General features: G+C 56.1%; 18 protein-coding genes, 2 tRNA genes, 3 rRNA genes and 1 pseudogene. 7 read left to right on the top strand and 17 right to left on the bottom strand.

Going from position 1 to position 25726, the window contains the following annotated elements; genetic code table 11:
- Positions 1 to 110 precede the first annotated feature (110 nt).
- The 13 genes and pseudogenes from HP15_RS01800 to tyrS form a co-directional block, all read right to left on the bottom strand.
- Complete coding sequence (locus HP15_RS01800; RefSeq protein WP_041644922.1) at positions 111 to 644, bottom strand: hypothetical protein; 534 nt, start codon at positions 642 to 644, stop codon at positions 111 to 113.
- Complete coding sequence (locus HP15_RS01795) at positions 641 to 1375, bottom strand: type III pantothenate kinase (protein WP_014575949.1); 735 nt, start codon at positions 1373 to 1375, stop codon at positions 641 to 643. The genes HP15_RS01800 and HP15_RS01795 overlap by 4 nt, the downstream gene beginning before the upstream one ends.
- Complete coding sequence (locus tag HP15_RS01790) at positions 1372 to 2337, bottom strand: biotin--[acetyl-CoA-carboxylase] ligase (protein WP_014575948.1); 966 nt, start codon at positions 2335 to 2337, stop codon at positions 1372 to 1374. Before HP15_RS01790 ends, HP15_RS01795 begins: the two co-directional genes overlap by 4 nt.
- Positions 2338 to 2439: 102 nt before the next feature.
- On the bottom strand, positions 2440 to 4842 hold the full coding sequence (locus tag HP15_RS01785) for a DUF6160 family protein (protein ID WP_014575947.1): 2403 nt from the start codon (positions 4840 to 4842) through the stop codon (positions 2440 to 2442).
- A 20-nt stretch (positions 4843 to 4862) separates the two neighbouring features.
- Positions 4863 to 5411, bottom strand: coding sequence for a hypothetical protein (locus HP15_RS01780; RefSeq protein WP_014575946.1), 549 nt, complete (start codon positions 5409 to 5411; stop codon positions 4863 to 4865).
- Positions 5408 to 6487 (bottom strand): hypothetical protein, encoded by a 1080-nt coding sequence (locus HP15_RS01775; RefSeq protein WP_014575945.1) that lies wholly within the window; start codon positions 6485 to 6487, stop codon positions 5408 to 5410. Before HP15_RS01775 ends, HP15_RS01780 begins: the two co-directional genes overlap by 4 nt.
- A 10-nt stretch (positions 6488 to 6497) precedes the next feature.
- Positions 6498 to 7697, bottom strand: coding sequence for a hypothetical protein (locus HP15_RS01770; protein ID WP_041644920.1), 1200 nt, complete (start codon positions 7695 to 7697; stop codon positions 6498 to 6500).
- 232 nt (positions 7698 to 7929) lie between these two features.
- Positions 7930 to 8044: ribosomal RNA gene (rrf, locus tag HP15_RS01765) — 5S ribosomal RNA — on the bottom strand.
- A gap of 97 nt (positions 8045 to 8141) precedes the next feature.
- Positions 8142 to 11033 (bottom strand): 23S ribosomal RNA (locus HP15_RS01760).
- Positions 11034 to 11361: 328 nt separating this feature from the next.
- Positions 11362 to 11437 (bottom strand) — tRNA-Ala (locus HP15_RS01755).
- Between the two features lie 122 nt (positions 11438 to 11559).
- Positions 11560 to 11636: transfer RNA gene (locus tag HP15_RS01750), tRNA-Ile, on the bottom strand.
- Positions 11637 to 11727: 91 nt separating this feature from the next.
- A 16S ribosomal RNA gene (locus tag HP15_RS01745) occupies positions 11728 to 13267 on the bottom strand.
- Together the 16S, 23S and 5S rRNA genes with 2 tRNA genes alongside form the textbook arrangement of a ribosomal RNA operon.
- A 473-nt stretch (positions 13268 to 13740) precedes the next feature.
- Positions 13741 to 14944 (bottom strand): annotated as a pseudogene (tyrS, locus tag HP15_RS01735) (tyrosine--tRNA ligase).
- Positions 14945 to 15248: 304 nt separating this feature from the next.
- Here tyrS and HP15_RS01730 point away from each other — a divergent pair.
- On the top strand, positions 15249 to 16658 hold the full coding sequence (locus tag HP15_RS01730) for an OapA family protein (RefSeq protein WP_041644917.1): 1410 nt from the start codon (positions 15249 to 15251) through the stop codon (positions 16656 to 16658).
- A 7-nt stretch (positions 16659 to 16665) separates the two neighbouring features.
- A complete protein-coding gene (locus HP15_RS01725) occupies positions 16666 to 17763 on the top strand; it encodes an anhydro-N-acetylmuramic acid kinase (protein WP_014575941.1) in 1098 nt (365 codons plus the stop codon).
- A gap of 13 nt (positions 17764 to 17776) precedes the next feature.
- Here HP15_RS01725 and erpA read toward each other — a convergent pair whose 3' ends face one another.
- The 4 genes from erpA to argC all read right to left on the bottom strand — a co-directional run bounded on the left by erpA (position 17777) and on the right by argC (position 20475).
- Positions 17777 to 18130: an iron-sulfur cluster insertion protein ErpA gene (gene erpA, locus HP15_RS01720; protein WP_008173146.1), complete on the bottom strand. Its 354-nt coding sequence runs from the start codon at positions 18128 to 18130 to the stop codon at positions 17777 to 17779.
- A 63-nt stretch (positions 18131 to 18193) separates the two neighbouring features.
- Positions 18194 to 18679, bottom strand: coding sequence for a bactofilin family protein (locus HP15_RS01715; RefSeq protein WP_008173148.1), 486 nt, complete (start codon positions 18677 to 18679; stop codon positions 18194 to 18196).
- A 1-nt stretch (position 18680) separates the two neighbouring features.
- Entirely contained in the window at positions 18681 to 19421 is a 741-nt protein-coding gene (locus tag HP15_RS01710) for a DUF6776 family protein (RefSeq protein WP_014575940.1), read from the bottom strand.
- A 16-nt stretch (positions 19422 to 19437) separates the two neighbouring features.
- Positions 19438 to 20475, bottom strand: coding sequence for an N-acetyl-gamma-glutamyl-phosphate reductase (gene argC / locus HP15_RS01705; protein ID WP_041646077.1), 1038 nt, complete (start codon positions 20473 to 20475; stop codon positions 19438 to 19440).
- Positions 20476 to 20629: 154 nt separating this feature from the next.
- On the opposite strand from argC, the gene HP15_RS01700 reads away from it, so the two are divergent.
- The 5 genes from HP15_RS01700 to hemL are packed head-to-tail and all read left to right on the top strand — an operon-like array spanning position 20630 to position 25583.
- Positions 20630 to 22405 carry a chloride channel protein gene (locus tag HP15_RS01700; RefSeq protein ID WP_014575938.1) on the top strand — a complete coding sequence of 592 codons (1776 nt, stop codon included), beginning with the start codon at positions 20630 to 20632 and terminating at the stop codon, positions 22403 to 22405.
- Positions 22406 to 22408: 3 nt separating this feature from the next.
- On the top strand, positions 22409 to 22831 hold the full coding sequence (hemJ, locus tag HP15_RS01695) for a protoporphyrinogen oxidase HemJ (protein ID WP_008173152.1): 423 nt from the start codon (positions 22409 to 22411) through the stop codon (positions 22829 to 22831).
- Between the two features lie 41 nt (positions 22832 to 22872).
- Complete coding sequence (gene thiD / locus HP15_RS01690) at positions 22873 to 23631, top strand: bifunctional hydroxymethylpyrimidine kinase/phosphomethylpyrimidine kinase (protein ID WP_081449807.1); 759 nt, start codon at positions 22873 to 22875, stop codon at positions 23629 to 23631.
- On the top strand, positions 23628 to 24287 hold the full coding sequence (gene thiE, locus HP15_RS01685) for a thiamine phosphate synthase (RefSeq protein WP_014575936.1): 660 nt from the start codon (positions 23628 to 23630) through the stop codon (positions 24285 to 24287). The genes thiD and thiE overlap by 4 nt, the downstream gene beginning before the upstream one ends.
- Positions 24288 to 24302: 15 nt before the next feature.
- On the top strand, positions 24303 to 25583 hold the full coding sequence (gene hemL, locus HP15_RS01680) for a glutamate-1-semialdehyde 2,1-aminomutase (RefSeq protein WP_014575935.1): 1281 nt from the start codon (positions 24303 to 24305) through the stop codon (positions 25581 to 25583).
- Positions 25584 to 25726: the final 143 nt, after the last annotated feature.

The following is a 25726-nucleotide window of genomic DNA, read 5'->3' as shown; positions in this document are numbered from 1 at the left end:
TTCACAAGGCCTGATTTCAACGAAATCAAAATTGCTGCCGTAATCCGCTTTCACCGCCTGAACCAGTTCTTCAGCGAGTTCTGGTTCCGCCTCAAAAGAGAGCGCGTAGCTTATCTGATTTCGGGGGAAGTTGACCAGTACCGCATTAAGATTCTGACGTTTTTTTCTTCCAGCACGGAAATTGCAGATTCGCGGGACTCGAACAGCCCCAGCGAAATGGCATTGCGGTTTTCGCCCTCGGTAACCAGATAGGAGTCGATCCCCTGCCTCTGAATGTCACGGAACTGGCTCAGGGCGACAGCCTCGGGCTGGGGTGGAATAAGAACCCAGTGCAGGGGTGCCAGCTCTCTTTCGACTTCTTCAATCCTGAAACCCGCCTCCTCCGCGAGAGGTTGACTGTCCACCAGGCTTCGGGCGCGCTCCGCGGTTTCAATCCATCCAAGGCGGGCACAGGACATTTCGGATTCGTCGGCGGGTGCACCAGGCCCGACACCGGAGTCTTCCGGCCCCGGCGATTTGAGGCTGGCCACCCTTGGCAGGCTGCCACTGGCAACATTGACCATGCCGCCCGATGGCCCCAGGAAGTCCGGCAGGTAATAAATAGCAATACTCACCAGCACCAGCACCAACGCCAACCACCTCATCCGGAGGCTTCCTCCGCATGAATTGCACGAAGGCCCGACAACACAAGGTCCGGGCAAGAAATCCCGGGCAGACCAAGACCGATAAGCCGGTCAGCATCGCCGCCAGTAACCAGAATTTCAGACAGTGACAGTTTTCGGGCGTCAGCGATCACCCGCTCAATCATCGCAGCAGACAGCCAGGCAAGACCATGGTTCACGCACTCTCCGGTACTCTTGCCAGGGTCCGTTGCCAGCCCCTGGTCCGGGTCGAACCAGATCCGGGCGGCATCGGTCCGGAGACTGCGCAGCATCATCTGCAGGCCAGGAAGAATATAACCACCCAGATGCTGACCATGCCGATCAACATAATCGACAGTAACGGCACTGCCTGCGTCCAAGACCGCAAAGCCCTGCCTGTGATCGAGCCAGGCACCGTACATTCCATGCCACCGATCAGCCCCCATTCTCGAGACATCCTGGTAGGCGTTCATGAGGCCATTCCGGGACTGTTCCGACCAGTAAAAGCGAACCGGCGCCTGACACAGCTTCTCGACGGAGCCCGCCAAATGAGTTCGCCTTTCTTCAGAGGCGACGGTGGATATGGCGACAGACACAACCTTTCCGATCAGTTCTCCCGACATGCCCAGGGGGTTCTCGTCTTCGAGAGAGCCGGTCCCCGAGGCCAGAACCTCATCCTGGTTTGCAAGACACCACTTCAGCCGGGTGTTACCCGCGTCAATAAACAGATTCATTTTGCCACTCGCAGACTGATTTCCCCTGCGCGCACCGGAACAAGCCCGTTTTCGGTCCGGATTTGATAGTTGCCGGCGTCATCAATGCCACAACCGACACCTTCGACATCACCGCCCCGGGCCTTGAGCGATTTTCCCATGAACACATCGCGACGCTGCCAGGACTCCCGAAAATCTGCAAACCCGATATCCGAGAACAGCGCAACAGCATCGAATACAGCATCGATGATTGCACCGCCGATCTGGCTGCGTGACCACTCGACTTGCGGGCAGGCCCTGGCGAGGCTGCTCCAGGGTTGATCGACGCCATCAGCCCGGGACATATGTACATTCAGCCCGATACCCGCAATTACCTGCACCACGCCTTCCTCCAGCTCACCCTGGAGCTCCACCAGGATGCCGCCAAGCTTGCCGTCCGGCAGAAAAATATCATTTGGCCACTTGAGTCCGACCTCCGGCACTCCCAGTCGTTCCAGGGCATTGGCCACCGCAACGCCGAGCACCAGACTCAACCCATCCAGTACTCCGAAGCCGCCGTGGAAGGTGAGCCCCATGCTCAGGTATAGGTTTTCGCCCCTGGGGCTTTGCCATACACGCCCCCGTCGGCCTCGGCCGGACGTCTGACAGTCGGCGATAACCACCGGGACACCCTTGCTTCCGGCGGTAATCTGCCTGATCACCTCGGCATTGGTCGAGTCAACCTCGTCGAGGACTGTCAGTGAAAGCTCCTGTTCCCGGCCGGCGGCAATTTCACGAAGCACCCGCGCCCTATCGAGCAGGTCGACCCGGGACACCAGCTGATATCCACGTCCGCGAATCGTGGCAATGTCAGCACCTTCCTCCATCGCGCGACGAATCTGCTTCCAGATTGCGGTACGACTAACCCCGAGCTTTTCGGCCAGCGCGGCTCCGGAGTGAACCTGACCGTCACTGAGCAGCTCTATAAGTGCTTTGGATTTCATAAGATGCATCCAGCCATGAAATTGGGTAAGGCCGGATTAAACACCAGGGAAGGGAAAAAGACAAAGTTGGCGGTGTCGCTTTGCGAACCGCCTGTCGGAAGATCAGGGAATCGGGGTTGCGGTTAGATTGGCCTTGATATCAAAGTTCTGCATTTTGACGCCATAGACGGCCGTCTGAGCACCACCAACGGGATGAACCAGATCGATATTGTTGATCGAGAGTTCCTTGAACCGGCTTCTCGCCTTCACCGCAAACCCGAGCGGTCTGTTGTCGGCCTCGGCGAGGGTTGGATTGGAGACATAGCGGTAACCGGCAGTGGACGAACCATCCATGATTTTTTCATCGCCCCGGTTGCCTGTCACTCCCATTGCATCCGGACCGTCCTCTTTCTTCACAACCCGGGTTTGATAGACATCCACGGAAAGATCGGTGCGTAGCCCAAACGAGTTGTCGTCTACGCCATCACCATCGAAATCCCCACCATCGCTGGTATGGATATCGTTCAGAACGAGGCTCGTCCCGGTTCCGTTCATGGCCTCACCAACACCGCTGCTTTGCCGGTTGGTTTCCCAGGTCAGCGAGTTCTTCCGGGCTTCATTGATGGCCTTGGCAAGCACCTGCTTCAGGCGGACCGTCAGCCCCTCCTCACCCCGGGTTTCCCAGACACCTCCGGAAGCCGCACAGGCGGATGGACTATCACCCATGCCACCGGCGCAGACATCGCCGGCCCCGCCGGGGACGACGGTCATGCTGCTGCCGGTTTCGTATTTCTGAATCACGAACCTCCCGAAACTCTGACCGGATTCCTTGTCGCCGATTCTCAGATTGCCGATATCCATGGTGCTCCAGGATTCGCCCTTGATCACCGCAAGCCCCTCCTGGCTGACATCAACGGTCATGTCACGGACATGCGCGTCATAATCCAGTTCGGTAATCCAGAGACCCTTCTGGGGAATCTCACCATTACCTTCATCGTAGGGCACCGCGATAATCGCCGCCTTGCCGTTCCTGATGCTGACATCGGAATTGATGGTTATTCCCTCACCCGATGCGCCGCCTGCACCGAGCGTCACATGGCCATCAAGCTCGAATTCGTAAGCCGGATAGAACCCCAGTGCCAGCAGCAGCTCTGTGCCACCCTGCAAGGGGGCGTCATCACTTCCTACTCGCAGACCGTTGATCCGGTAGCCGGCCCTGATGTCCTCGAAACCAATCCGCAGACCATCGAAGAACTCGGTATCGTTGGTGACGCCATCGCGAGTTACATTGACCGTTACATCGCCCTGCCCCCAGGACTGCAGGCCACTGAAGATCACCCGGTTGCCGTCTTCGGTGTAGCTGAAATCAGCAAGCCGAAGACTCCATTCAGTGGCAAGTCGCAAGCCCTGCGGCCCGGCGTCAGGGTGTCCACCCCCCTGCAGGTAGATCGCATTGGAATAGCTGCGGCCGTTGAACACCTGATCTTCAAGCAGAAAGCTGACATTCACCTGACCGATACTCTTGCCATTGCCACCCACCTCAATAGCGCCAATGCTGAATTCACCATCCATGGAGCCAAGGGTCAGGGCCAGGGCCGATCTATTCTGCCAGTCGGTCGCCACATCGAGCCGGAGGTCGTTAATCCGATAGACGCCAGTGATGTCTCGAAGCGCGAGGGCCTTTCCGTCATCCCTATATAGAAAAGAGGCCGAGTGTATAGCGGTCTCGTTATCGATTCGAAGGCCCTCCCCGGATCGGCCGCCGGCAGTCAGGCTTGTGCTGGAGGAAAGCTCGTAACTTCCACTCAGGCTGCCATAGCTGGGCAGAGGCTGTCCGTTGCCGGAATCGACGGATACGCCATGATTCAAGGGGTTGCTGCTGTAACGAATCGCGCCGACCTCCCAATCCCCGGTTATTCTGGGCGCATTCAGAGCCAGAGTGTCGCCGACCACATCCAGGGTTACTCCCAGTGCCTCCACATTCATGGTGATATCGTCCAGAAAAACTTCATTGCCATTGGTGCGATATCCCAGACGGCCGCCAGTCATCGTGTAGGCGGAGTCAAAGGTATATCCGGCCCCGCCAACGGAGCTACCCTGCCTTATATTTAAATACCCTTCCAGAGAATGATCGAAAAAGATCCCCCCCATACTGACACCGGGGGCCCCGGCGAGCCGGATATCACCGAACTCGATCCGTCGGTCTTTCACCAGGTAATCGAGGTTAAGGGATGCATCCTCCTCAACATCGATGCGAATCAGGTGGAATGCCTGACCAGAAGGATCAACGGCGGACCCAATGCGAAAACCGTCCAGATGGATGCTGCTGCCATCATCAACATAGGACAGTCGATCTGCCGTCAGGCCAAGATCGAGCTCTACCGACAAACCACTCTGGCCACTGATGTTTGCCAGCGTGGAATCGTCCAGGCTTTTCATGTCGGCGACCACCGGCAAGGCGAGGACCACACAAAACAGCCCAGTGGCAATCGGGGCAAGTTGTTTGATTCTGTCTGGCGCGCCCATAACCGTTAACCTCTTCAATCTCACGGATTCCCCGCCGGAAACACGAGCAGGTTTCCTTCCATCACAACGTCCCCTCGCATATCAACAGAGAATATGTCGGTCTGCTGAAAGCCGGGGTCGGTGGGCCGGGCCGTGCTGCTGGAAGAAATCTTGAATTGAACGTCGTTGAACCGAACAGTATTGGGCAGCCCAAGCTCCAGCACATCCCGATTGAACAGTTCGCCATCACCACCGAATCCCGAATCGACTTTGCGGACCCGCAGTGTCAGGCCCTCAAACGCGAAATTGCCCCGAATATCATCAAGCACCATCCATCCGCCGTTTTCTTTCAGCCGGTAAGCAAAACGGGCGCCACACTTTTTGTCCACGTCATCACAACGTCCGAAATAACTGTTCTCAACCGGACCGCCCATTTCATTGATGCTGATATCTCCGGACAGGTAGATCCCACCCTGTCCGGAGATATCCGAGAGAGCTTCATCTTCCAGGCGGGCGAGTTCGGCAAGGCCGGGGAGTGAAAACAGAAAAACAGGGAGAGCCAGTATTGTTCTGCGCAGAAAGGATTTCATTGGCTCAGATCCCTGGTCTTAATGTTCAAGTGTTGTATCAGCATTCCCTGTACACGGGCCGAACCAAAATCGCGGTCGCCAACACTGAAATTTCCGATCTTGAGATTGCTACGAAACTCCGGGTTCGTGTAGTAGGACTCGTAGAAATCCCAGGCGTCCGCATCACTGCTGCCGCGGAGACCGTCGGCACCGATCTCGCCCGGCTGAGGGCGCCGAATTGCAGCAACCTCCACAACAAAGTTTCCACTGCCATCAACGTCGAAGAATACCGGTTGAAGCTGGTTGCCAATCGCCAGCTCGAGCGCAAAATTGCTCATCAGTATTCGTGATCCGCAGGTGGAACCGTCCTGTGCGCAGGCATTGATAGAAAGTTCCGGGGAATAGAAATTCAGCTTGAACTGGCCGACCATCTGGCGCCGATCGTTATCGCCCCAAAGGCGCAGATAGCTACCATCGATGACAGCACTCTTTGCGTGGATATTGATATTGGCAGACCGGTCGTCACCAACTGCCACGTTCATCTGCATGCCGATGTCCGCTCGTTCCCCGATGTATCCAGCGGACGCTGGGCGACTCGAGCAGGTGCCGCTGCCAGGACCGGCCCCGGAGTCCATGCAGTCATAACCCTGGTCGCTATTGACCATGGCACTGGCTGCGAACTCCAGCACCGCCTTGTTAGCGATACCAATATCATTGCCATCCACCACATCAATTTTCCACGGGTTCAGGAGTCTCCCGAGATTGACCGGGCCCAGGGTCTCTCCGTAGTTGCTATTGGCCCCGGCGATGTAGAGATGGTTTACCGTAATATCGACATCACGGCCGTCGGTGCTTTTGATCCCGCCAATCCGGAAAATGCGTGCCTGCTCTCCCGAGGCATCCGGCTCATCCGTTCCATGGGAGAATTTGAAATTCTCCAGTACAAGGCCGATCCCGGCTCCATCAATCGAGGACATTTCAGTTTCCGAAAGCCCCTGAAGTTCCGCCTCAACAGGCACTGGGGCGGCCAGAACAGCCGCCATCACCGGAAGGAGCCGCGCGAAAACAGGAAGCTGACTGAAACTCAACCATTTCATACGAAGCTCCTCAGAACAGACCTTTGCCGCGGTCGATGTATTCGGTGCGGTAACGCTGGGTGCCATAGAGCGCCTCGTTGAGATTGACCTCAGTAGCGCCGTTGGGAATATTGAAGAAGGCACCTGATGTGGCCTTGATAAAATCTTCGGGCGTGAAGTCTGTTTTCTTTACATCCTTCAGCCAATCAAGATCTTTGGTCTGGAATGAGATAAAAGCACCGTCGGCCGGCCCGGTGATACGTCGCTCGCCATTGACCTCACCAACCTCTCCTACCGGGAAGCTGTTATAGATATCCAGGTCGAAACAGGAATCTATTCCAAGGACCAGGCAGTCCTCCGCGTAAACATAAATGTCACCGCCTGAACAGCTGAAAAAGGAACAATCCGGAACCTCGATTCGGGAACTCGACCCCCAGCCGATCAGATTCTTTACCGACCAGCGGGTAAAGCCGCTTGCGCCTTCGAGAATGAACCGTTCGCCATCCGGTATACCGATGTATTCCGCTCTTACCGGGTCCAGGGAGCCAATGTTCGGATCGCCCTCCGCACCGTAAACCAGCTCTGCCTTGGTGGATAATGGACTACCGCCTTCGAGTAGAGGGGTGAGGAGCACGATGATTTGGTCAAAAAGGTTACCGCTTGAGCTGGCCTGGCTCAGCCCTTCACCGCGGTCAATGATGTCCACGTTCACATTGCCAGTCAGCGTTTCAATCTTGCCGGACAGGACACCCATGGATTCACCGAAACCCAGTCGGAAGCCGACCACCTCTTCAGTTTGTTCATCGAAGGCAAACTCCAGAAACGGATTCTGGATCAAAAAAGGAACGATTTCCCCCTCGGCATAGGCACTGCCATCGGGCTTTCGCTGTCTCGGAGCTTTGGGATTGGCGTCAAAGTAAGCCTGATTGTTAATGTAACCAAGGGCAAAATCTTCAATATAGACATCCGAAGTGCCCGGTTTCTCACCTTCCCGGTCGTAACGGCCCATTTCCAGCACATCCACATTGGTCTGGATTTCAATGTCCATTCCGAGATTGACCCGGGTATAGGCGGTGTTGTCGTTGGCATCAGGATGGTACTGGCGGTCAACCGATACAAAGGCCTGCCCTGTGACTTCAGACATCTGTCGATCTGAAATCGGGCGCAGTTCGGCGTTGACCCCCGAGGCCAGTAAAGGCAGGAGGAGAAGCGAATAAAATGGTTTACTCATAGTCACATCTCACCGCGGCCGCTTCTTGTTATTGGCGGCTGATTTAAAGATGACTGATGAGCGTCTCTGAGGCTGGCTTGGATTTTTGATGTTGTTTTAGCCAGTTCTTTTACAGAAGTGTAACCTCGGTTACATGTTGTCACTGTGCGCAGCGTCATGGTTTTGGCATTTGCCAAATTTCAGGCAATAAAAAACCCCAGCATCGAGGATGCTGGGGTTTTCGGTATTAGGAGCCTGACGATGACCTACTCTCACATGGGCAACGCCACACTACCATCGGCGCTGGTCTGTTTCACTTCTGAGTTCGGGATGGGATCAGGTGGTTCCAGACCGCTATGGTCGTCAGGCAAAACGGTTGATCACTGGGGGACGAGAAGGAACGGAGTGATGTTGATTTCGTTTGAGCTTACGCTCTGCGTTATCCGCAATTGTCTTGGGTGTTATATAGTCAAGCCGCACGAGCAATTAGTATCGGTTAGCTCAACGCCTCGCAGCGCTTACACACCCGACCTATCAACGTCCTGGTCTTGAACGGCTCTTCAGGGACCTCAAGGGTCCAGGGAGATCTCATCTTGGAAGGGGCTTCCCGCTTAGATGCTTTCAGCGGTTATCCTGTCCGAACATAGCTACCGGGCAATGCGACTGGCGTCACAACCCGAACACCAGAGGTTCGTCCACTCCGGTCCTCTCGTACTAGGAGCAGCTTTCCTCAAATCTCCAACGTCCACGGCAGATAGGGACCGAACTGTCTCACGACGTTCTAAACCCAGCTCGCGTACCACTTTAAATGGCGAACAGCCATACCCTTGGGACCGGCTTCAGCCCCAGGATGTGATGAGCCGACATCGAGGTGCCAAACACCGCCGTCGATGTGAACTCTTGGGCGGTATCAGCCTGTTATCCCCGGAGTACCTTTTATCCGTTGAGCGATGGCCCTTCCATACAGAACCACCGGATCACTATGACCTACTTTCGTACCTGCTCGACGTGTCTGTCTCGCAGTTAAGCGGGCTTGTGCCATTACACTAACCGCATGATGTCCGACCATGCTTAGCCCACCTTTGTGCTCCTCCGTTACGCTTTGGGAGGAGACCGCCCCAGTCAAACTACCCACCACACAGTGTCCTCATCCCCGATAAGGGGACCAAGTTAGAACCTCAAACATGTCAGGCTGGTATTTCAAGGTTGGCTCCATGAGAACTGGCGTTCCCACTTCAAAGCCTCCCAGCTATCCTACACAAACATGCTCAAAGTTCACTGTGAAGCTATAGTAAAGGTTCACGGGGTCTTTCCGTCTAGCCGCGGATACACCGCATCTTCACGGCGATTTCAATTTCACTGAGTCTCGGGTAGAGACAGCGCCCCCATCGTTACGCCATTCGTGCAGGTCGGAACTTACCCGACAAGGAATTTCGCTACCTTAGGACCGTTATAGTTACGGCCGCCGTTTACCGGGGCTTCGATCAAGAGCTTCGCGCAAGCGCTAACCCCATCAATTAACCTTCCGGCACCGGGCAGGCGTCACACCGTATACGTCCACTTTCGTGTTTGCACAGTGCTGTGTTTTTAATAAACAGTCGCAGGGGCCTGGTATCTTCGACTGGCTTCAGCTCCACCCGCAGGGATTTCACTTACCACCAGCGTGCCTTCTCCCGAAGTTACGGCACCATTTTGCCTAGTTCCTTTACCCGAGTTCTCTCAAGCGCCTTGGTATTCTCTACCTGACCACCTGTGTCGGTTTGGGGTACGGTCTCGAATAGCCTGAAGCTTAGAAGATTTTCCTGGAAGCATGGCATCAATGACTTCCCGCTCTAAGAGCAGTCGTCGTCGCGTCTCGAGATTGTGGACCCGGATTTGCCTAAGTCCACTCCCTACTCGCTTAAACCGGGACAACCGTCGCCCGGCTCACCTAGCCTTCTCCGTCTCTCCATCGCAGCTATCCAAGGTACGGGAATATTAACCCGTTTCCCATCGACTACACCTTTCGGTCTCGCCTTAGGGGCCGACTCACCCTGCGCCGATTAGCGTTGCGCAGGAACCCTTGGTCTTCCGGCGTGCGGGTTTTTCACCCGCATTGTCGTTACTCATGTCAGCATTCGCACTTCTGATACCTCCAGCATGCTTCTCAACACACCTTCGCAGGCTTACAGAACGCTCCCCTACCCCGCATACAAAGTATGCAGCCGCAGCTTCGGTGACCAGTTTGAGCCCCGTTACATCTTCCGCGCAGGCCGACTCGACTAGTGAGCTATTACGCTTTCTTTAAAGGATGGCTGCTTCTAAGCCAACCTCCTAGCTGTCTGAGCCTTCCCACATCGTTTCCCACTTAACTGGTACTTGGGGACCTTAGCTGGCGGTCTGGGTTGTTTCCCTCTTCACGACGGACGTTAGCACCCGCCGTGTGTCTCCCGGATAGTACTCACAGGTATTCGGAGTTTGCATCGGGTTGGTAAGTCGGGATGACCCCCTAGCCGAAACAGTGCTCTACCCCCTGTGGTATTCGTCCGAGGCGCTACCTAAATAGCTTTCGGGGAGAACCAGCTATCTCCGGGCTTGATTAGCCTTTCACTCCGATCCACAAGTCATCCCCTGGCTTTTCAACGACAGTGGGTTCGGTCCTCCAGTGCCTGTTACGGCACCTTCAACCTGCTCATGGATAGATCGCCCGGTTTCGGGTCTATGCCCAGCGACTAAATCGCCCTATTCAGACTCGGTTTCCCTACGGCTCCCCTAAACGGTTAACCTCGCCACTGAACATAAGTCGCTGACCCATTATACAAAAGGTACGCCGTCACGGAACAAGTCCGCTCCGACTGCTTGTACGCATACGGTTTCAGGATCTATTTCACTCCCCTCACAGGGGTTCTTTTCGCCTTTCCCTCACGGTACTGGTTCACTATCGGTCAGTCAGGAGTATTTAGCCTTGGAGGATGGTCCCCCCATGTTCAGACAGGATATCACGTGTCCCGTCCTACTCGATTTCACCAGACTCAGGTTTCGGATACGGGGCTATCACCCACTATGGCGGCACTTTCCAGAGCCTTCTCCTACCAGTTGTCTAGCTTAAGGGCTAGTCCCCGTTCGCTCGCCGCTACTTAGGGAATCTCGGTTGATTTCTTTTCCTCGGGGTACTTAGATGTTTCAGTTCCCCCGGTTCGCCTCTTACACCTATGTATTCAGTGCAAGATACCGACCCGAAAGTCGGTGGGTTTCCCCATTCAGAAATGCCCGGATCACAGCTTGTTTGCCAGCTCCCCGAACCTTATCGCAGGCTTCCACGTCTTTCATCGCCTCTGACTGCCAAGGCATCCACCGTATGCGCTTAGTTGCTTGACTATATAACCCCAAGACAACTGTGTTCCATTCATCGACAACCTGGTAAACCAGGGCATCAATAAGTGGAGACAGTTCCTTGAAGCGATATAACAACCACTTCAACGACAACACCGGATAACGCTTGAAATCGTTATCACTCTGATTAATGAATTCCGGAGATAATGGAATTCATCAATCGTGTTCTATCTCGTCCAATTTGTTAAAGAGCAAATCTGACCCAGTGATCAGAAAGAAGGGCTTCGAACTTTTTCATCAAGTTGAAACACTTGTTTCTGCACACTGCTAACCGGAGTTAGTCAGTTATGTAAGCATCGATCGTTCAGGCTTTTGGTGGAGCCAGGCGGGATCGAACCGCCGACCTCCTGCGTGCAAGGCAGGCGCTCTCCCAGCTGAGCTATGGCCCCTCGATCTTCCACACAAGCCAGGTCGTTTAACCTTAGCTATAGAATTGTGTGGATCTAGGCGCTTGCAAGCGTAGCGTGCGAGTCGCACGTGAGCTTGGAAGCAACGACGAGCCACGCAATTCTGGTGGGTCTGGGTGGACTTGAACCACCGACCTCACCCTTATCAGGGGTGCGCTCTAACCACCTGAGCTACAGACCCAAAAACACGGGCCTGCAACGACCCATCTGCTCTCTTTATTCAGCTAACCAAGTAATTCGTGTGGACTCTGACCGAAGCATTCGGCTTCGTTTAAGGAGGTGATCCAGCCGCAGGTTCCCCTACGGCTACCTTGTTACGACTTCACCCCAGTCATGAACCACACCGTGGTGATCGTCCTCCCGAAGGTTAGACTAACCACTTCTGGTGCAATCCACTCCCATGGTGTGACGGGCGGTGTGTACAAGGCCCGGGAACGTATTCACCGTGACATTCTGATTCACGATTACTAGCGATTCCGACTTCACGCAGTCGAGTTGCAGACTGCGATCCGGACTACGATGCGTTTTGTGAGATTGGCTCCCCCTCGCGGGTTTGCAGCCCTCTGTGCGCACCATTGTAGCACGTGTGTAGCCCTGGCCGTAAGGGCCATGATGACCTGACGTCATCCCCACCTTCCTCCGGTTTGTCACCGGCAGTCTCCCTAGAGTTCTCAGCCGAACTGCTAGCAACTAGGGATAGGGGTTGCGCTCGTTACGGGACTTAACCCAACATCTCACGACACGAGCTGACGACGGCCATGCAGCACCTGTGTCAGAGTTCCCGAAGGCACCAATCCATCTCTGGAAAGTTCTCTGCATGTCAAGGCCAGGTAAGGTTCTTCGCGTTGCGTCGAATTAAACCACATGCTCCACCGCTTGTGCGGGCCCCCGTCAATTCATTTGAGTTTTAACCTTGCGGCCGTACTCCCCAGGCGGTCTACTTAGTGCGTTAGCTGCGCCACTAAGACTTCAAGAGTCCCAACGGCTAGTAGACATCGTTTACGGCGTGGACTACCAGGGTATCTAATCCTGTTTGCTCCCCACGCTTTCGCACCTCAGTGTCAGTATTGGTCCAGGTAGCCGCCTTCGCCACTGGTGTTCCTTCCTATATCTACGCATTTCACCGCTACACAGGAAATTCCACTACCCTCTACCATACTCTAGCCTGACAGTTCGAAATGCCGTTCCCAGGTTAAGCCCGGGGCTTTCACATCTCGCTTATCAAACCACCTACGCGCGCTTTACGCCCAGTAATTCCGATTAACGCTTGCACCCTCCGTATTACCGCGGCTGCTGGCACGGAGTTAGCCGGTGCTTCTTCTGTGAGTAACGTCAAGCCCTACGAGTATTAGTCGCAGAGTTTTCCTCCTCACTGAAAGTGCTTTACAACCCGAAAGCCTTCTTCACACACGCGGCATGGCTGGATCAGGGTTGCCCCCATTGTCCAATATTCCCCACTGCTGCCTCCCGTAGGAGTTCGGGCCGTGTCTCAGTCCCGATGTGGCTGATCATCCTCTCAGACCAGCTACGGATCGTCGCCTTGGTAGGCCTTTACCCCACCAACTAGCTAATCCGACATAGGCACATCCAATAGCGCAAGGTCCGAAGATCCCCTGCTTTCCCCCGAAGGGCGTACGCGGTATTAATCCGGGTTTCCCCGGGCTATCCCCCACTACTGGGCAGTTTCCTATGCATTACTCACCCGTCCGCCGCTCGTCAGCGGGGTGCAAGCACCCCCTGTTACCGCTCGACTTGCATGTGTTAAGCCTGCCGCCAGCGTTCAATCTGAGCCATGATCAAACTCTTCAGTTTAAATCATACAAGAATCCGAAGATTCTCTATTCTTGCTCAAGACAAAACTCAATTTCGACGAGTCACTGTCCTGATATTTCATATCCGAAATACCTCGGCCAGCGCCCACACGAATTACTTGGTCAACTTTTTAAAGAGCGTTTGAGCTGTTGCTCAATCAAGGCCGCGTATTCTACATCGTAGCGCCGCCTTGTCAACCGTTTATTTTTCTATGTTTTCCGTCTCCGGAAAGCGCCGAAAAATGACCCGGCTTACTGCTTGTTTCGAGGCGCGCATTCTACAGCGAATCGCTTGCCTGTCAACTGCTTTCTGAAGAATTTTGAAACTCATTTTCTTCAGCGCTTTCAAACAGTTATCTTTCGATTTCTGAGCCGCCTCAGCGGTGCTCCCCTCGAAAGAGATGCGCATTCTACAGACCTGCCCGTGGGTGTCAACGGCGATTCTGAAAAAAACTCAAAATCGCCCAAAATCGATCAGACAGTAATCAGAACCCGGGCGATCTTCTTCTTGCCAGCCTGGATGACGCAATCATCGCCTTCCACAAACATCCGGTCGCCCTCGAATTTCTGGCCATCGACAAATACCGCACCACGCCCCAGGACATCCCGGGCTGCCGCGCCGTTCTTTACCAAACCGGCCAGGCGAAGCACCGCCGCCATCGGGATCTCGGACTGCCCCTCCAAAGGCACCTCAACAGTTGGGACATTGTCCGGGATCTCGCCGAGCGCCACCCGGTTACCCGCCGACTTGTGAGCGGTCCGGGCCGCCTCTTCATCATGGAAGCGGGTAATAATCTCTTCCGCGAGCAGCTTTTTATAATCCTGGGGGGTTTGCACCACCAGCAACCGCCTTACGGAACTCGTCTACCTCGGCAAGCGGCCGGAAGCTCAGCAGTTCAAAGTAACGCCAGAGGAGATCATCCGGCATAGAGAGCAGCTTGGTGTACATTTCGCCAGGCGAGTCGTTGACGCCGACATAGTTCCCCAGAGACTTGGACATCTTCTGGACACCATCGAGCCCTTCCAGAATTGGCATGGTGAGGATCACCTGGGGCGACTGGCCGTAATGCTTCTGCAGAATGCGCCCCATCAGGAGATTAAACTTCTGGTCGGTACCGCCCAGCTCAACATCCGCCTCCATGGCCACGGAGTCATACCCCTGGACCAGAGGGTAGAGAAACTCGTGAATCGCAATCGCCTGCTCGGCACGGTAGCGCTTGGTGAAGTCATCCCGCTCCAGCATGCGCGCAACGGTGTATTGTCCCGCCAGCTTGATCATATCGGCGGCGCTCATCTTACCCATCCAGTCGGAATTGAACATGACGCGCGTTTTCGCGGGATCAAGAATCTTGAACACCTGCTCTTTATAGCTGACCGCGTTCTCGGCGACCTGCTGCTCTGTTAGAGGAGGACGCGTGGCGCTTTTCCCGGTGGGATCACCGATCATTCCGGTGAAATCTCCAATCAGAAACATCACCTCGTGACCAAGATCCTGAAACTGCCGCAGCTTGTTAATAAGAACGGTGTGCCCAAGATGAAGGTCCGGCGCAGTGGGGTCGAAACCCGCCTTAATCCGCAGCGGACGACCTTCCTTCAATTTTTCGATGAGCTCATCTTCCGGAATGAGTTCGTCTACGCCTCGCTTGATTATCGCCAACGCTTCATCAATGGATGCCATGAACAACACGTCCCCGCTTTGATCTTGGAAAGATTCTGTCAGTTACAGAGTTCAACAAAAGAAATCTGTGAGTTACCTGTTCCCCTGCTACAGTATGCTGACCAGAATTTGACCAACACCGACTTTGCAGGGCGGCGTATTATAACAACGCTGTCAAAAGAAATCCGGAGGATGGAGCAGCAACCGTAATGTTCCACGCTGTCCCGCATGCATTTTATACGGTAATCTGTTGGACTATACTTGAACAACAGCTTTAATTAGGTAGTACAAGCTGCCGTAATACCGATTAAAACGGGTGCGATACGTGCTGAAAATGTTTCCTAAAACTCACATTACCATTGCTGCCGCGGCTACTGTTGTTGTTACCGCTGCCATTCTCATGAGCCCCAGCAGCAACGTTGAAGCCAAACGGATGTCCTATGCCCTGGACCTGGAGCAAGGCACCGTTTCCGAAACCGGCGCAGCGCCTGAGCAAGCAATGCCGACAGAGGCTCCCGTAGCGGACACCCAGCCGAAAGCGCCTGAATCCGATGTCGCGACAGAGGCCACTCAGCAGGCGAGCGTTTCCGCTCCCGAGCAACCTGTCGCTCCGAAGTTGCCGGAACTCGAATGGCAAACCTTCGCAATCAAGTCTGGTGACACGCTCTCCTCTCTGTTCAAGAAAGCTGGCTTTAATGACGGCATCATGCTCTCGGTTATTCATGGCGACGGTGAGGCCGAAAAACTCCAGCGCCTGTACGCCGGCGAAACCATTCGCTTTGCGACAACCGAAGAAGGTGGGCTTGCGGCCATCGACTTGCAGAGAAACCGCCTGGAAACCCTGAAGATTACCAAAGAAGGCGAGAGCTTTACCGGCGAAACCGAAGTTCGCAAACCGGAAGCGCGGCCAGCCTTTGCATCAGGCACCATTGACGGCTCCCTCTATCTGGCTGCGCGCGAAGCGGGCCTTAACGACAGCCTGACCATGGAGCTGGCAGGCATCTTCGGCTGGGATATCGACTTTGTTTACGACGTCCGGAAGGGCGACCAGTTCGAAGTGGTTTACGAAGAACTCTACCTTGACGGCGAAAAGTTCGACACGGGCCGGATCCTGTCTGCACGATTCGTTAACCGCGGCGAAGAAAACCTCGCACTGCTTTATACCGACAGCAATGGCGACAGCGATTACTACGCTCCCGATGGCAAAAGCATGCGCAAGGCATTCCTGCGAACCCCCATCAATGCCCGGATTTCTTCTCCGTTCAACCTTCAGCGCCGCCATCCCGTTCTGGACGTAGTACGTCCGCATGAAGGCACCGATTACGCAGCGCCTCCCGGAACTCCGATCAAGGCGGCAGGTTCCGGTCGGGTGAAATTCGCAGGCTGGAAAGGTGGTTACGGACGAACTGTCATCCTCCAGCACGGCGACAACATCACCACGCTGTATGCACACATGAGCCGCCTGGGTAAAGGCATCAAGAATGGCACCCGAGTCAAGCAGGGCCAAACCATCGGGCATGTTGGTTCATCGGGCATGGTTACCGGACCTCACCTGCACTACGAGTTCAGGCTGAACGGGTCGCCGCGCAACTCCCGCACGGTCAAGTTGCCGGACGCCAAGCCCATTCCGTCTTCCGAGATGGCCCGATTCAAACAATTCACCGAACAGCGAATCGCGCAGTTTGACGTGTTCCGCGAGAGCTATCAGCAACTCGCACTGGCTTCAGACGACTGAGAAACAAATGGAAGCCTGGATTGGATTGATGTCAGGCACCAGCATGGATGGCATTGATGCCGTGCTGGTGTCTTTCAATCACAGCGCCGTAAAGATCCACGCATCGCACACGATCCCCTACCCCGATCAGATTCGCCACCGACTCATTGCCGCCAGCCAGAACCAGGCCGAACCCGACGAAATCGGCGAACTGGATACTCTGGTCGGTCATCTGTTTGCCCAGGCCGCGGACGCGGTCATCCAAAGATCGGAATTCGATCGGGCGAAGATTCGGGGCATTGGCAGCCATGGACAAACCATTCGACACCAGCCGTCTGGCACCGCACCTTTCTCCATACAGATCGGCAACCCTTGCGTGCTGTCCGAAGCCACCAACATCACAACAGTTGCGGACTTCCGACGACGGGACATGGCCGCCGGAGGCCAGGGCGCACCGCTGGTCCCGGCCTTCCACAAGGCCTTTTTCAGCTCAGATGAGGAGAACCGCTGCATTCTCAACCTCGGGGGAATCGCCAACATTACCTGGCTCCCCGCCAGTGACGAGATACCGGCAACCGGTTTTGACACGGGCCCTGCCAATGCGCTGATGGATGCCTGGTGCCTCGACCAGACCGGGCTGCCTTTCGACAGCGACGGTCATTGGGCCATGGAGGGTTCGATTAACCAGGAACTTCTTGATGACATGCTCTCCGATGCCTATTTCTCGAAGGCACCCCCGAAAAGCACGGGCAAAGAGCGGTTCAATCTTGATTGGGTAAAAACACTGGTAAGCCGCCACCGGGACATTCCAGCCGAAGATATTCAGAGGACCCTGCTGGAATTAACCGTCAAAAGCGTCGTGCAGCAACTGCCCGAGATCTCAGATCTCAGGATTTACGTGTGTGGTGGCGGGGCACGCAATCCGCTGCTGATGGAGGCGTTCGCCAAAGCGCTTCCCGGCGTTTCGCTTTCACTCACAACGGAGCTGGGATTAGACCCTCAACTGGTGGAGCCTGTCGCCTTTGCCTGGCTGGCAAAGCAGGCACTGGAAGGAAAGCCCGGCAATCTGCCGGACGTGACCGGAGCAGCTGGCCCTCGTATTCTGGGTGCCATTTACCCGGCCTGAAAACCACGGCCAATCAGATGGAGAAGGAGCTACCACACCCGCAAGTGGAGCTGGCATTGGGGTTCTGAACCACGAACTGTGAGCCCTGCAGGCCTTCCTGATAATCAATGGTAGCGCCCACCAGATACTGGTAACTCATCGGATCCACCAGAAGAGAAACGCCATCACGCTCGATCACGGTGTCTTCCTCATCCTGGCTTTCATCAAACGAGAAGCCGTACTGAAATCCGGAGCAGCCCCCGCCCGTCACAAAGACGCGGAGTTTGAGCTCGGGATTTTCTTCTTCCTCGATCAACTCACGTACTTTGGCAACGGCACTGTCACTGAAGAACAGCGGTGTAGCTATTTGTTGCTGAACTGCGCTCAAGTTCGCCTCCGGATAATTATGAACAACTCAGGCGATTATGGTATTCCTGACTAAAACAATCAACTATTCGGACTTTCCACCATCGTCCGCACCGCTGGGCTCCCCTGCCGAATCGCCAGCGGAAGCCTGCTTTTCACCGGACACGGCGGCTTTGGAATCCTGAGAGAGCAACCCTACCGGCTCCCGCTGATGCACCAGATTTCCGTTTACAGACGCCCCCATCGCCATTTCAATGAGGTTGTAGTAAACGCTTCCATTGATAGAGGCTTTTTCCGCCAGTTCAAGATGTGCCGAGGCGTAGACATCACCATTCACGGTTCCGTTGATAATGACGTGCGGCGCATTGATATCACCCGTCACTTCGCCAACTTCTGAAATCCTCAGTACCGCGTCGGTGCCCTCATCGGCAACGACCTTACCTCGAATCCGGCCATCCACGTGAAGCCCACCGCTGAAATGCACATCGCCTTCAACCGTCGTACGGGAAGAGATCAGGGTGTCAAAATGGCCCGTGGGCCGGCGCGGCTTCTGCTTTTTCTTGCCAAGCATGTCAGTTCTCCGTTAAATCGTCCCAGTTAAAGGTGCGCTCGGCTTGCGAGGATTTTTTTCCCTCTGCCTGGGCAACCACCTGGATCTCAAGCGGCTCAAATTGTTCCGGCAGTTTCAGGGAGCCTTCGACATCCTGAAAGTACCGGAAACGGAATTTCACACCGAGATCGGCTATGTCCTCCGAGAGATCACGCAAGGCGATGACCTCTTTTTCCTCATCCCGCAAACCAATGACATTGACTGCCACCACACCGGAAATGTAGCTCTTGTTGTTGCCAACCTGGGTCAGCACCAACTTGAAGTCATAACTGTCCTGATTGCGAGCCCGAACCAGTGAAAAGCTGTCTACCTGAAGCCCCTTGCTGGTTTCCGACGGAGCCATGATGTTTTTATAGAAAGTCAGGTCCGATTGCAGTGACACAATGCGGGTTTCCAGATCCACAATGGTTTTTCGCGCCTGGTTCAGGGCCTGCTCGTCAATCGCCTGCCCACGCTCAAGATTGATCAGCTGCTGCCGAGCCTTGCGATAATCATCCCTGAGCTTCTCGACCTCGTTTTCCAGCACCTGGTTCGACTCCTCGGCACTGGAAAAACGGAACCCGCCCTGGGCGAGCCCGGCGGCATACCCCACGACCGCAGCTACCACGGTAAAAACCAGAAGGATGGCGGTTCTGCGCAGGCGATAACCCGGTCGATGCCGGATGACCACATACTCTTCAGCCGGCTTTCGCTGTTCGCTCACAATATTCCCTTGGGTATCAAGGCAAAAGCGCCGGGGCCTCAAGCCCCATGGTTTCTTTCAGGCCAAACATGATGTTCATATTCTGGACCGCCTGCCCGGCCGCACCTTTCACCAGGTTATCAATGACGGAAGAAACAATAACAATGTTGCTCTGTTCCTGCCTGTGCAGTGCCATGCGACACTGGTTCGCCCCACGCACGCTCCGGGTTTCCGGATGGCTGCCGAAAGGCATCACATCGACAAAAGGCTCGTCATCAAAACGCTGCTCGAACAGGGCCTGGAGCCGATCAAAGTCCGCCGGATTCTTCAGCTCGGCGTAGAGCGTCGCCTCGATGCCGCGGATCATCGGAATCAGGTGGGGCACGAACGTCACACCCACATCCCCGCCAGCAGCACCGCACAAACCCTGGCGGATTTCCGGCAGATGACGATGCCCCGAGGCGCCGTAGGCCTTGAAGCTTTCACCGATCTCCCCGTGGAGCATGCCGATCTTGCCCTGCCTGCCCGCGCCGCTGGCGCCGGATTTGGCGTCGGCGATCAGGCGCTTTGGATCCACCAGTCCCTGCTCCAGCAACGGGAGGAATCCCAGCTGAACTGCAGTCGGATAGCAACCCGGATTGGCCACCAGTTGAGCATTGCGGATTTCATCGCGCACCACTTCCGGCAAACCGTAAACCGCCTTCTCCGCCCATTCCGGGCTCTCATGGGCCATGCCATACCAGTTGGCCCAGACATCCAGATCCTTAAGACGGAAATCGGCGGACAGATCCACTACACGTACGCCGGCGGACATCAGTTCCGGCACCATCCTCATGGCCACGCCATGGGGCGTGGCGAAGAACACCAGATCGCAGGCCCCAAGCACATTGACGTCCGGCTCTGAGAACGCGAGGTCGTAATGGCCTCGCAAATTAGGGTACATCTCCGCAACCGGCATACCCGCCTCGGAACGGGAGGTAATGCAACTGACCGAAACTTCAGGGTGAACCGCAAGAATTCTCAGCAGTTCCACACCGGTGTAGCCGGTGCCACCAACGATGCCTACTTTAATCACCATTTTCTCCAGCGACGTCGTATCAGAATTAAGAGCTTTAACGCCGTAGTCTACCATGATAAACCAATGACTTATTGCAGCCCTCAGGGCGACCGTTACAATGTTGTCAGAATCCTTCTGGCAGTCCATTCAAATCCACCGGAACTCTGGCCTCATGCAGAAAATCTGGCACCAGATTACCGAGCATCTGATTCCTGTTTTCCGGCGCCGACTCTCCGGTGTTGATGCTTTGCCGCAACTGGCCGTGCTTGGCCTGCTGTCCGGTTTGATAACCGGGGGCGTGATCCTGGTTTTTCGGCTGGCTATCGAATGGCCGCTCGAGCATTTCCTGCCCGGGGATGGCTCCGAATCCTTCGAACAACTGGACCTAATTACCCGCGGGCTCCTGCCCCTGGCTGGCGCCCTCGGTCTGGGGCTGCTGATGCATCGTCTGGCCACCCATGACCGCAAGGTCGGGATTGTGCATGTGATGGAGCGCCTGAACTACCACCAGGGCTACATTTCCATGCGCAGCGCGATCGTGCAGTTCATCTCGGGCGTTGCCACCGTGGTCAGTGGTCAGTCGGCGGGTCGTGAGGGGCCTGCCGTGCACCTGGGAGCGGCTTTTTCCAGCCTGATGGGCCAGTGGATGCGGCTTCCGAACAACAGCATCCGGACACTGGTGGCCTGCGGTTGTGCGGCCGCCATCTCAGCCTCTTTCAACACGCCGATCTCCGGCGTCATCTTCGCCATGGAAGTGGTGATGATGGAATACACCATTGCGGGTTTTACACCGATCATCCTGGCCTCTGTCAGTGCTGCCATCGTTACCCAGGCGGTCTATGGCACAGAACCGGCCTTTAACGTGCCGGCGCTGACCATGAACTCGCTAACGGAAATCCCCTGGATACTCGCCATAGCGGTGATTATCGGCATTTCGGCCGCGCTGTTTATCCAGCTGGTTGACACTATGGGCAAGCATCACCATCGCCCCGTTCTGTTGCGCATCACGTTTGCGGGTCTTCTGATGGTGCCATTCGCCATTTTTATTCCAGAAACCATGGGTATCGGTTACGACACCGTCAACGAAACCATCAACGGCGAACTCGGGTTCTGGCTCCTGCTCGGAGCCGGCGCCGCCAAACTGGTGATTACATCGCTCTCCATCGGGCTGGGCATGCCAAGTGGCGTGATTGGCCCCACCCTGTTTATGGGGGCAACCCTGGGCGGCGCCATGGGGCTGATTGGCGCCCAGATCATGCCGGAGCAAGCTTCCTCTGTTGGCTTCTACGCCATGCTCGGCATGGGAGCCATGATGGGCGCCGTACTGCAGGCGCCACTCGCGGCCCTGATGGCATTGATGGAGCTCACGCGTAACCCCAACATCATCCTCCCGGGCATGCTGATCATCACCACCTCGAGCCTGGTGACCAGCGAGGCGTTCGGGAAGAGGTCACTGTTCCTGACCATTCTCAAGAACCAGGGGCTTAGCTATCAGAATTCCCCGGTGATTCAGGCGCTGAGGCGGGTATCGGTTGGCGCAATCATGGATCGCAGTATATTGCGCACCGAACGGCACCTGACAGTGGAAGAAGCGCGGAAAGTACTGAAATCCGAGCCAAAGTGGCTGGTGGTTGAGGGCAGCAGCGGGCCGACCGCCCTGTTGCCGGCCGTGGATCTCGCCCGATATCTGGAGGACACCGAAAAGCTGGTGTCCGAGGAAGAGATCGAACCGCCCGAGTCCATTGACCTGATGGACATACCTGCGAACCGTCGCGACGTGGCCCCCGTGCAATACCAGGCCACCCTGGAGGAGGCATTAAACGAGTTCGATGCAACCAATGCCGAGGCCCTCTACGTACAACGTCACGTCGCGCCAATGATCCAGCGGGTATACGGCGTGGTGCTGAAAGCCGATATCGAGAGTTACTACCAATACCGACGGAGCTGACGAATGCTGTGGGTGAAAGCCTTCCATATTATTTCACTGGTGTGCTGGTTCGCCGGCATTTTCTATCTGCCCAGACTGTTCGTCTACCACGCGGCCTGCGAGGACGAGCCCGGTCGTGAACGCTTCAAGATCATGGAGCGCAAGCTTTACCGGGGCATTACCACCCCTTCAATGGTCGCCACCGTCGTCTTCGGTGTCTGGCTGATCAGTTACAATGCCTCCGGCTATTTCAGCCAGGGCTGGATGCATGCCAAGCTGTTTCTGGTGGCCATTCTGATCGTTTACCATTTCTATTGCGGGCACCTTGTAAAGGTCTTCCGGGACGACCGGAACACCAGAAGCCACGTATTCTACCGGTGGTTCAACGAACTGCCGGTGCTGATTCTTCTGGCCGTTGTAATCCTGGCTGTTGTCAAACCGTTTTGAGGAGCTGAGTCATCAAACGCTACACCCGACCACAGGTTCTGATTCTTTCCGGCCTTGATCCGTCCGGCGGCGCCGGCATTCAGGCCGACATCCAGGCCGTCACCTCCCTTGGCTGCCATCCCTTGCCGGTTCTTACCTGCCTCACCGTGCAGGACACCCGTAACGTGTATGGCGCCGAGCCCGTATCGGCTGACCTGATCCGAAAACAACTCCAGTGTCTCGCCGATGATTCCCCGATTCATGCCATCAAAACCGGTGCCCTGGGCAATGCTGCGGTGGTGGATGTGCTCGTGGATTTCATCCGTGAACATCCGGGCATTCCCGTGATCACCGACCCGGTGATCAAGGCCGCAGGCGGCGGTGATCTGGCCGACGACGAACTGGTCAGCGCGATGAAGGAGAAGCTCTTTCCCGTGGCTGAAATGATCACGCCCAATGGCGTTGAACTGGCCATGCTCGGCAACAGTGAGGACGCCGATCAGGCCGCCGACAATCTGCTGAAGGGCGGCTGCGAATCCGTCCTGGCCACTGGTGGACACGGCACCGGCATTCACATTATCAACACGCTCTATAACCACGCCCCGGAGCCCATGCGCTGGGAAATTGAACGAATCGGTGGTGAGTACCATGGCACCGGCTGCACCCTGGCAGCGGCCATTTCTGCCGGCAGGGCCTCCGGGCTGTCGCCCCGAGCCGCCATTTCCCAGGCCCAGAACTACGTTCATCGCGCCATACTCCACGCCCTGGAAGTCGGTAAAGGCCAGCCGGTGCCGGATCGAGGTATTCTGTGGGAGCGATGAGTAAAGGGCTGCGCCCGGGGCTCTACGCCATTACCGACAGCGTACTGACACCACCCGAAACACTGATCGAATCGGTTGAGGCTGCGCTTCGGGGCGGCGCGGTCATGGTACAATATCGCGAAAAGAGCGTGCCGATGGCTGAACGGATTTCCCAGGCGGTCAGTTTGCAGGCTTTATGCCGAAATGCGGGCGTTCCGTTGCTGATCAACGACGATCCCGATCTCGCAAAACGGGTCGGGGCTGCCGGGGTACACATGGGTCAGACGGACGGCTCAGTGGCAGCGGCCCGCCGCCTTCTCGGTGATGAGGCCATAATCGGCATAACCTGTCACGCCGATCTCGCACTTGCACAGGCTGCTCTGGGGGCGGGCGCGGACTATCTGGCGTTCGGGCGATTTTATACGTCGTCGACCAAACCCGGCGCCCCCGCAGCGCCTCCCGGTGTTCTGACCGACGCAAAGCGTTTCGGCCTCCCGATCACCGCCATCGGCGGGGTAACCACAGACAACGGCGAACCTCTTATCCGTGCCGGGGCCGACATGCTCGCCGTGGTAGGCGGCCTTTTTGGCGGCGACACACATGACATTGAGATGCGAGCCAAAGCGTTCGAGCGCCTGTTCGCAAGCCATCATCCACTTTTTTCACTTCCGGAATAACAGGAGCCCAGATCCATGACGCACTCCGAAACCCTGTTCGAGCAGGCCCAGAAATACATCCCCGGTGGCGTGAATTCTCCGGTCCGGGCCTTTCGAGGCGTTGGCGGCACGCCGATTTTCTTCAAGCACGCCCAGGGCGCCTATCTTTACGACGAAGACGATCAGCGCTACATCGATTACATCGGTTCCTGGGGCCCCATGATTCTTGGCCACGGTGACCAACGCATCAAAGACGCCCTGCATGCGCAGGTTGATCTGGGCGTTGGCTATGGTGCGCCGACCGCCCTCGAAACCGAGATGGCCAAGAAGGTGTGCGAACTGATGCCATCCATCGAACTGGTCCGCATGGTGAATTCAGGTACCGAGGCCACCATGAGCACTGTCCGCCTGGCGAGGGGCTACACCGGTCGCGACAAGATCGTGAAGTTCGAGGGCTGCTACCACGGCCACGTGGATTCACTGTTGGTCAAAGCGGGCTCCGGCGCCCTCACCCTGGGCGTGCCGAATTCCCCGGGCATCCCTGCCAGCCTGGCTGAGCACACCATCACGCTGACCTACAACGACATCGACAGCGTTCGCGAATGCTTCAGGGAGATGGGCGACCAGATCGCCGCGATTATCGTAGAGCCGGTCGCTGGCAATATGAACTGCATTCCACCGGTCCCCGGCTTCCTAGAGGGGTTGCGGGAAGTGTGCGACGAGCACGGCACCGTGCTGATCTTTGACGAAGTAATGACCGGGTTCCGGGTTTCCCTCGGCGGCGCGCAGGGGCTGTATGGCGTAACCCCGGACCTCACCGCACTGGGCAAGGTGATTGGTGGCGGACTTCCGGTCGGCGCCTTTGGCGGCAAACGGGAAATCATGGAACACATCTCACCATTGGGACCGGTTTACCAGGCAGGCACCCTGAGCGGTAACCCCCTGGCCATGTGCGCCGGCCTGACGACACTGAACGCAATTTCCGAGCCCGGTTTCCACGACCGGCTGACCGAGAAAACCAATGCCGTTCGCGACGGCCTGAAAGAAGCCGCTGACGCCACTGGCATCCCGCTGACGGTCCAGAGTGCCGGGGCCATGTTCGGATTCTTCTTTACCGAGGAAAGCTCTGTTACCCGCTTTGACCAGGTGATGGGCTGTGATGTCGAACGCTTCAAGAAGTTCTTCCAGGGCATGCTTAAAGAAGGCGTATACCTGGCACCATCCGCCTTTGAGGCTGGCTTTACGACAGCGGCACTGTCCGAACAGGACATCGCCGATACGGTAGCGGCGGCCAAAAAGGTCATGGCCACGCTCTGATACTTCCGCTGTCCCCATCGCTGCCCCGCAGAACATGTCCTGCGGGGCCACCGATGTGATGAGCATCACATTTCCACGGCGAACACCCCTGCCTGGCCTCTTGTGCCGTTGACTTACCATCCAGCCTGATCAAATGTTGATCT

The organism is Marinobacter adhaerens HP15, assembly GCF_000166295.1.
GTDB classification, from domain to species: Bacteria; Pseudomonadota; Gammaproteobacteria; order Pseudomonadales; family Oleiphilaceae; genus Marinobacter; species Marinobacter adhaerens.
This window is presented reverse-complemented; position numbering and strand designations above follow the sequence as displayed.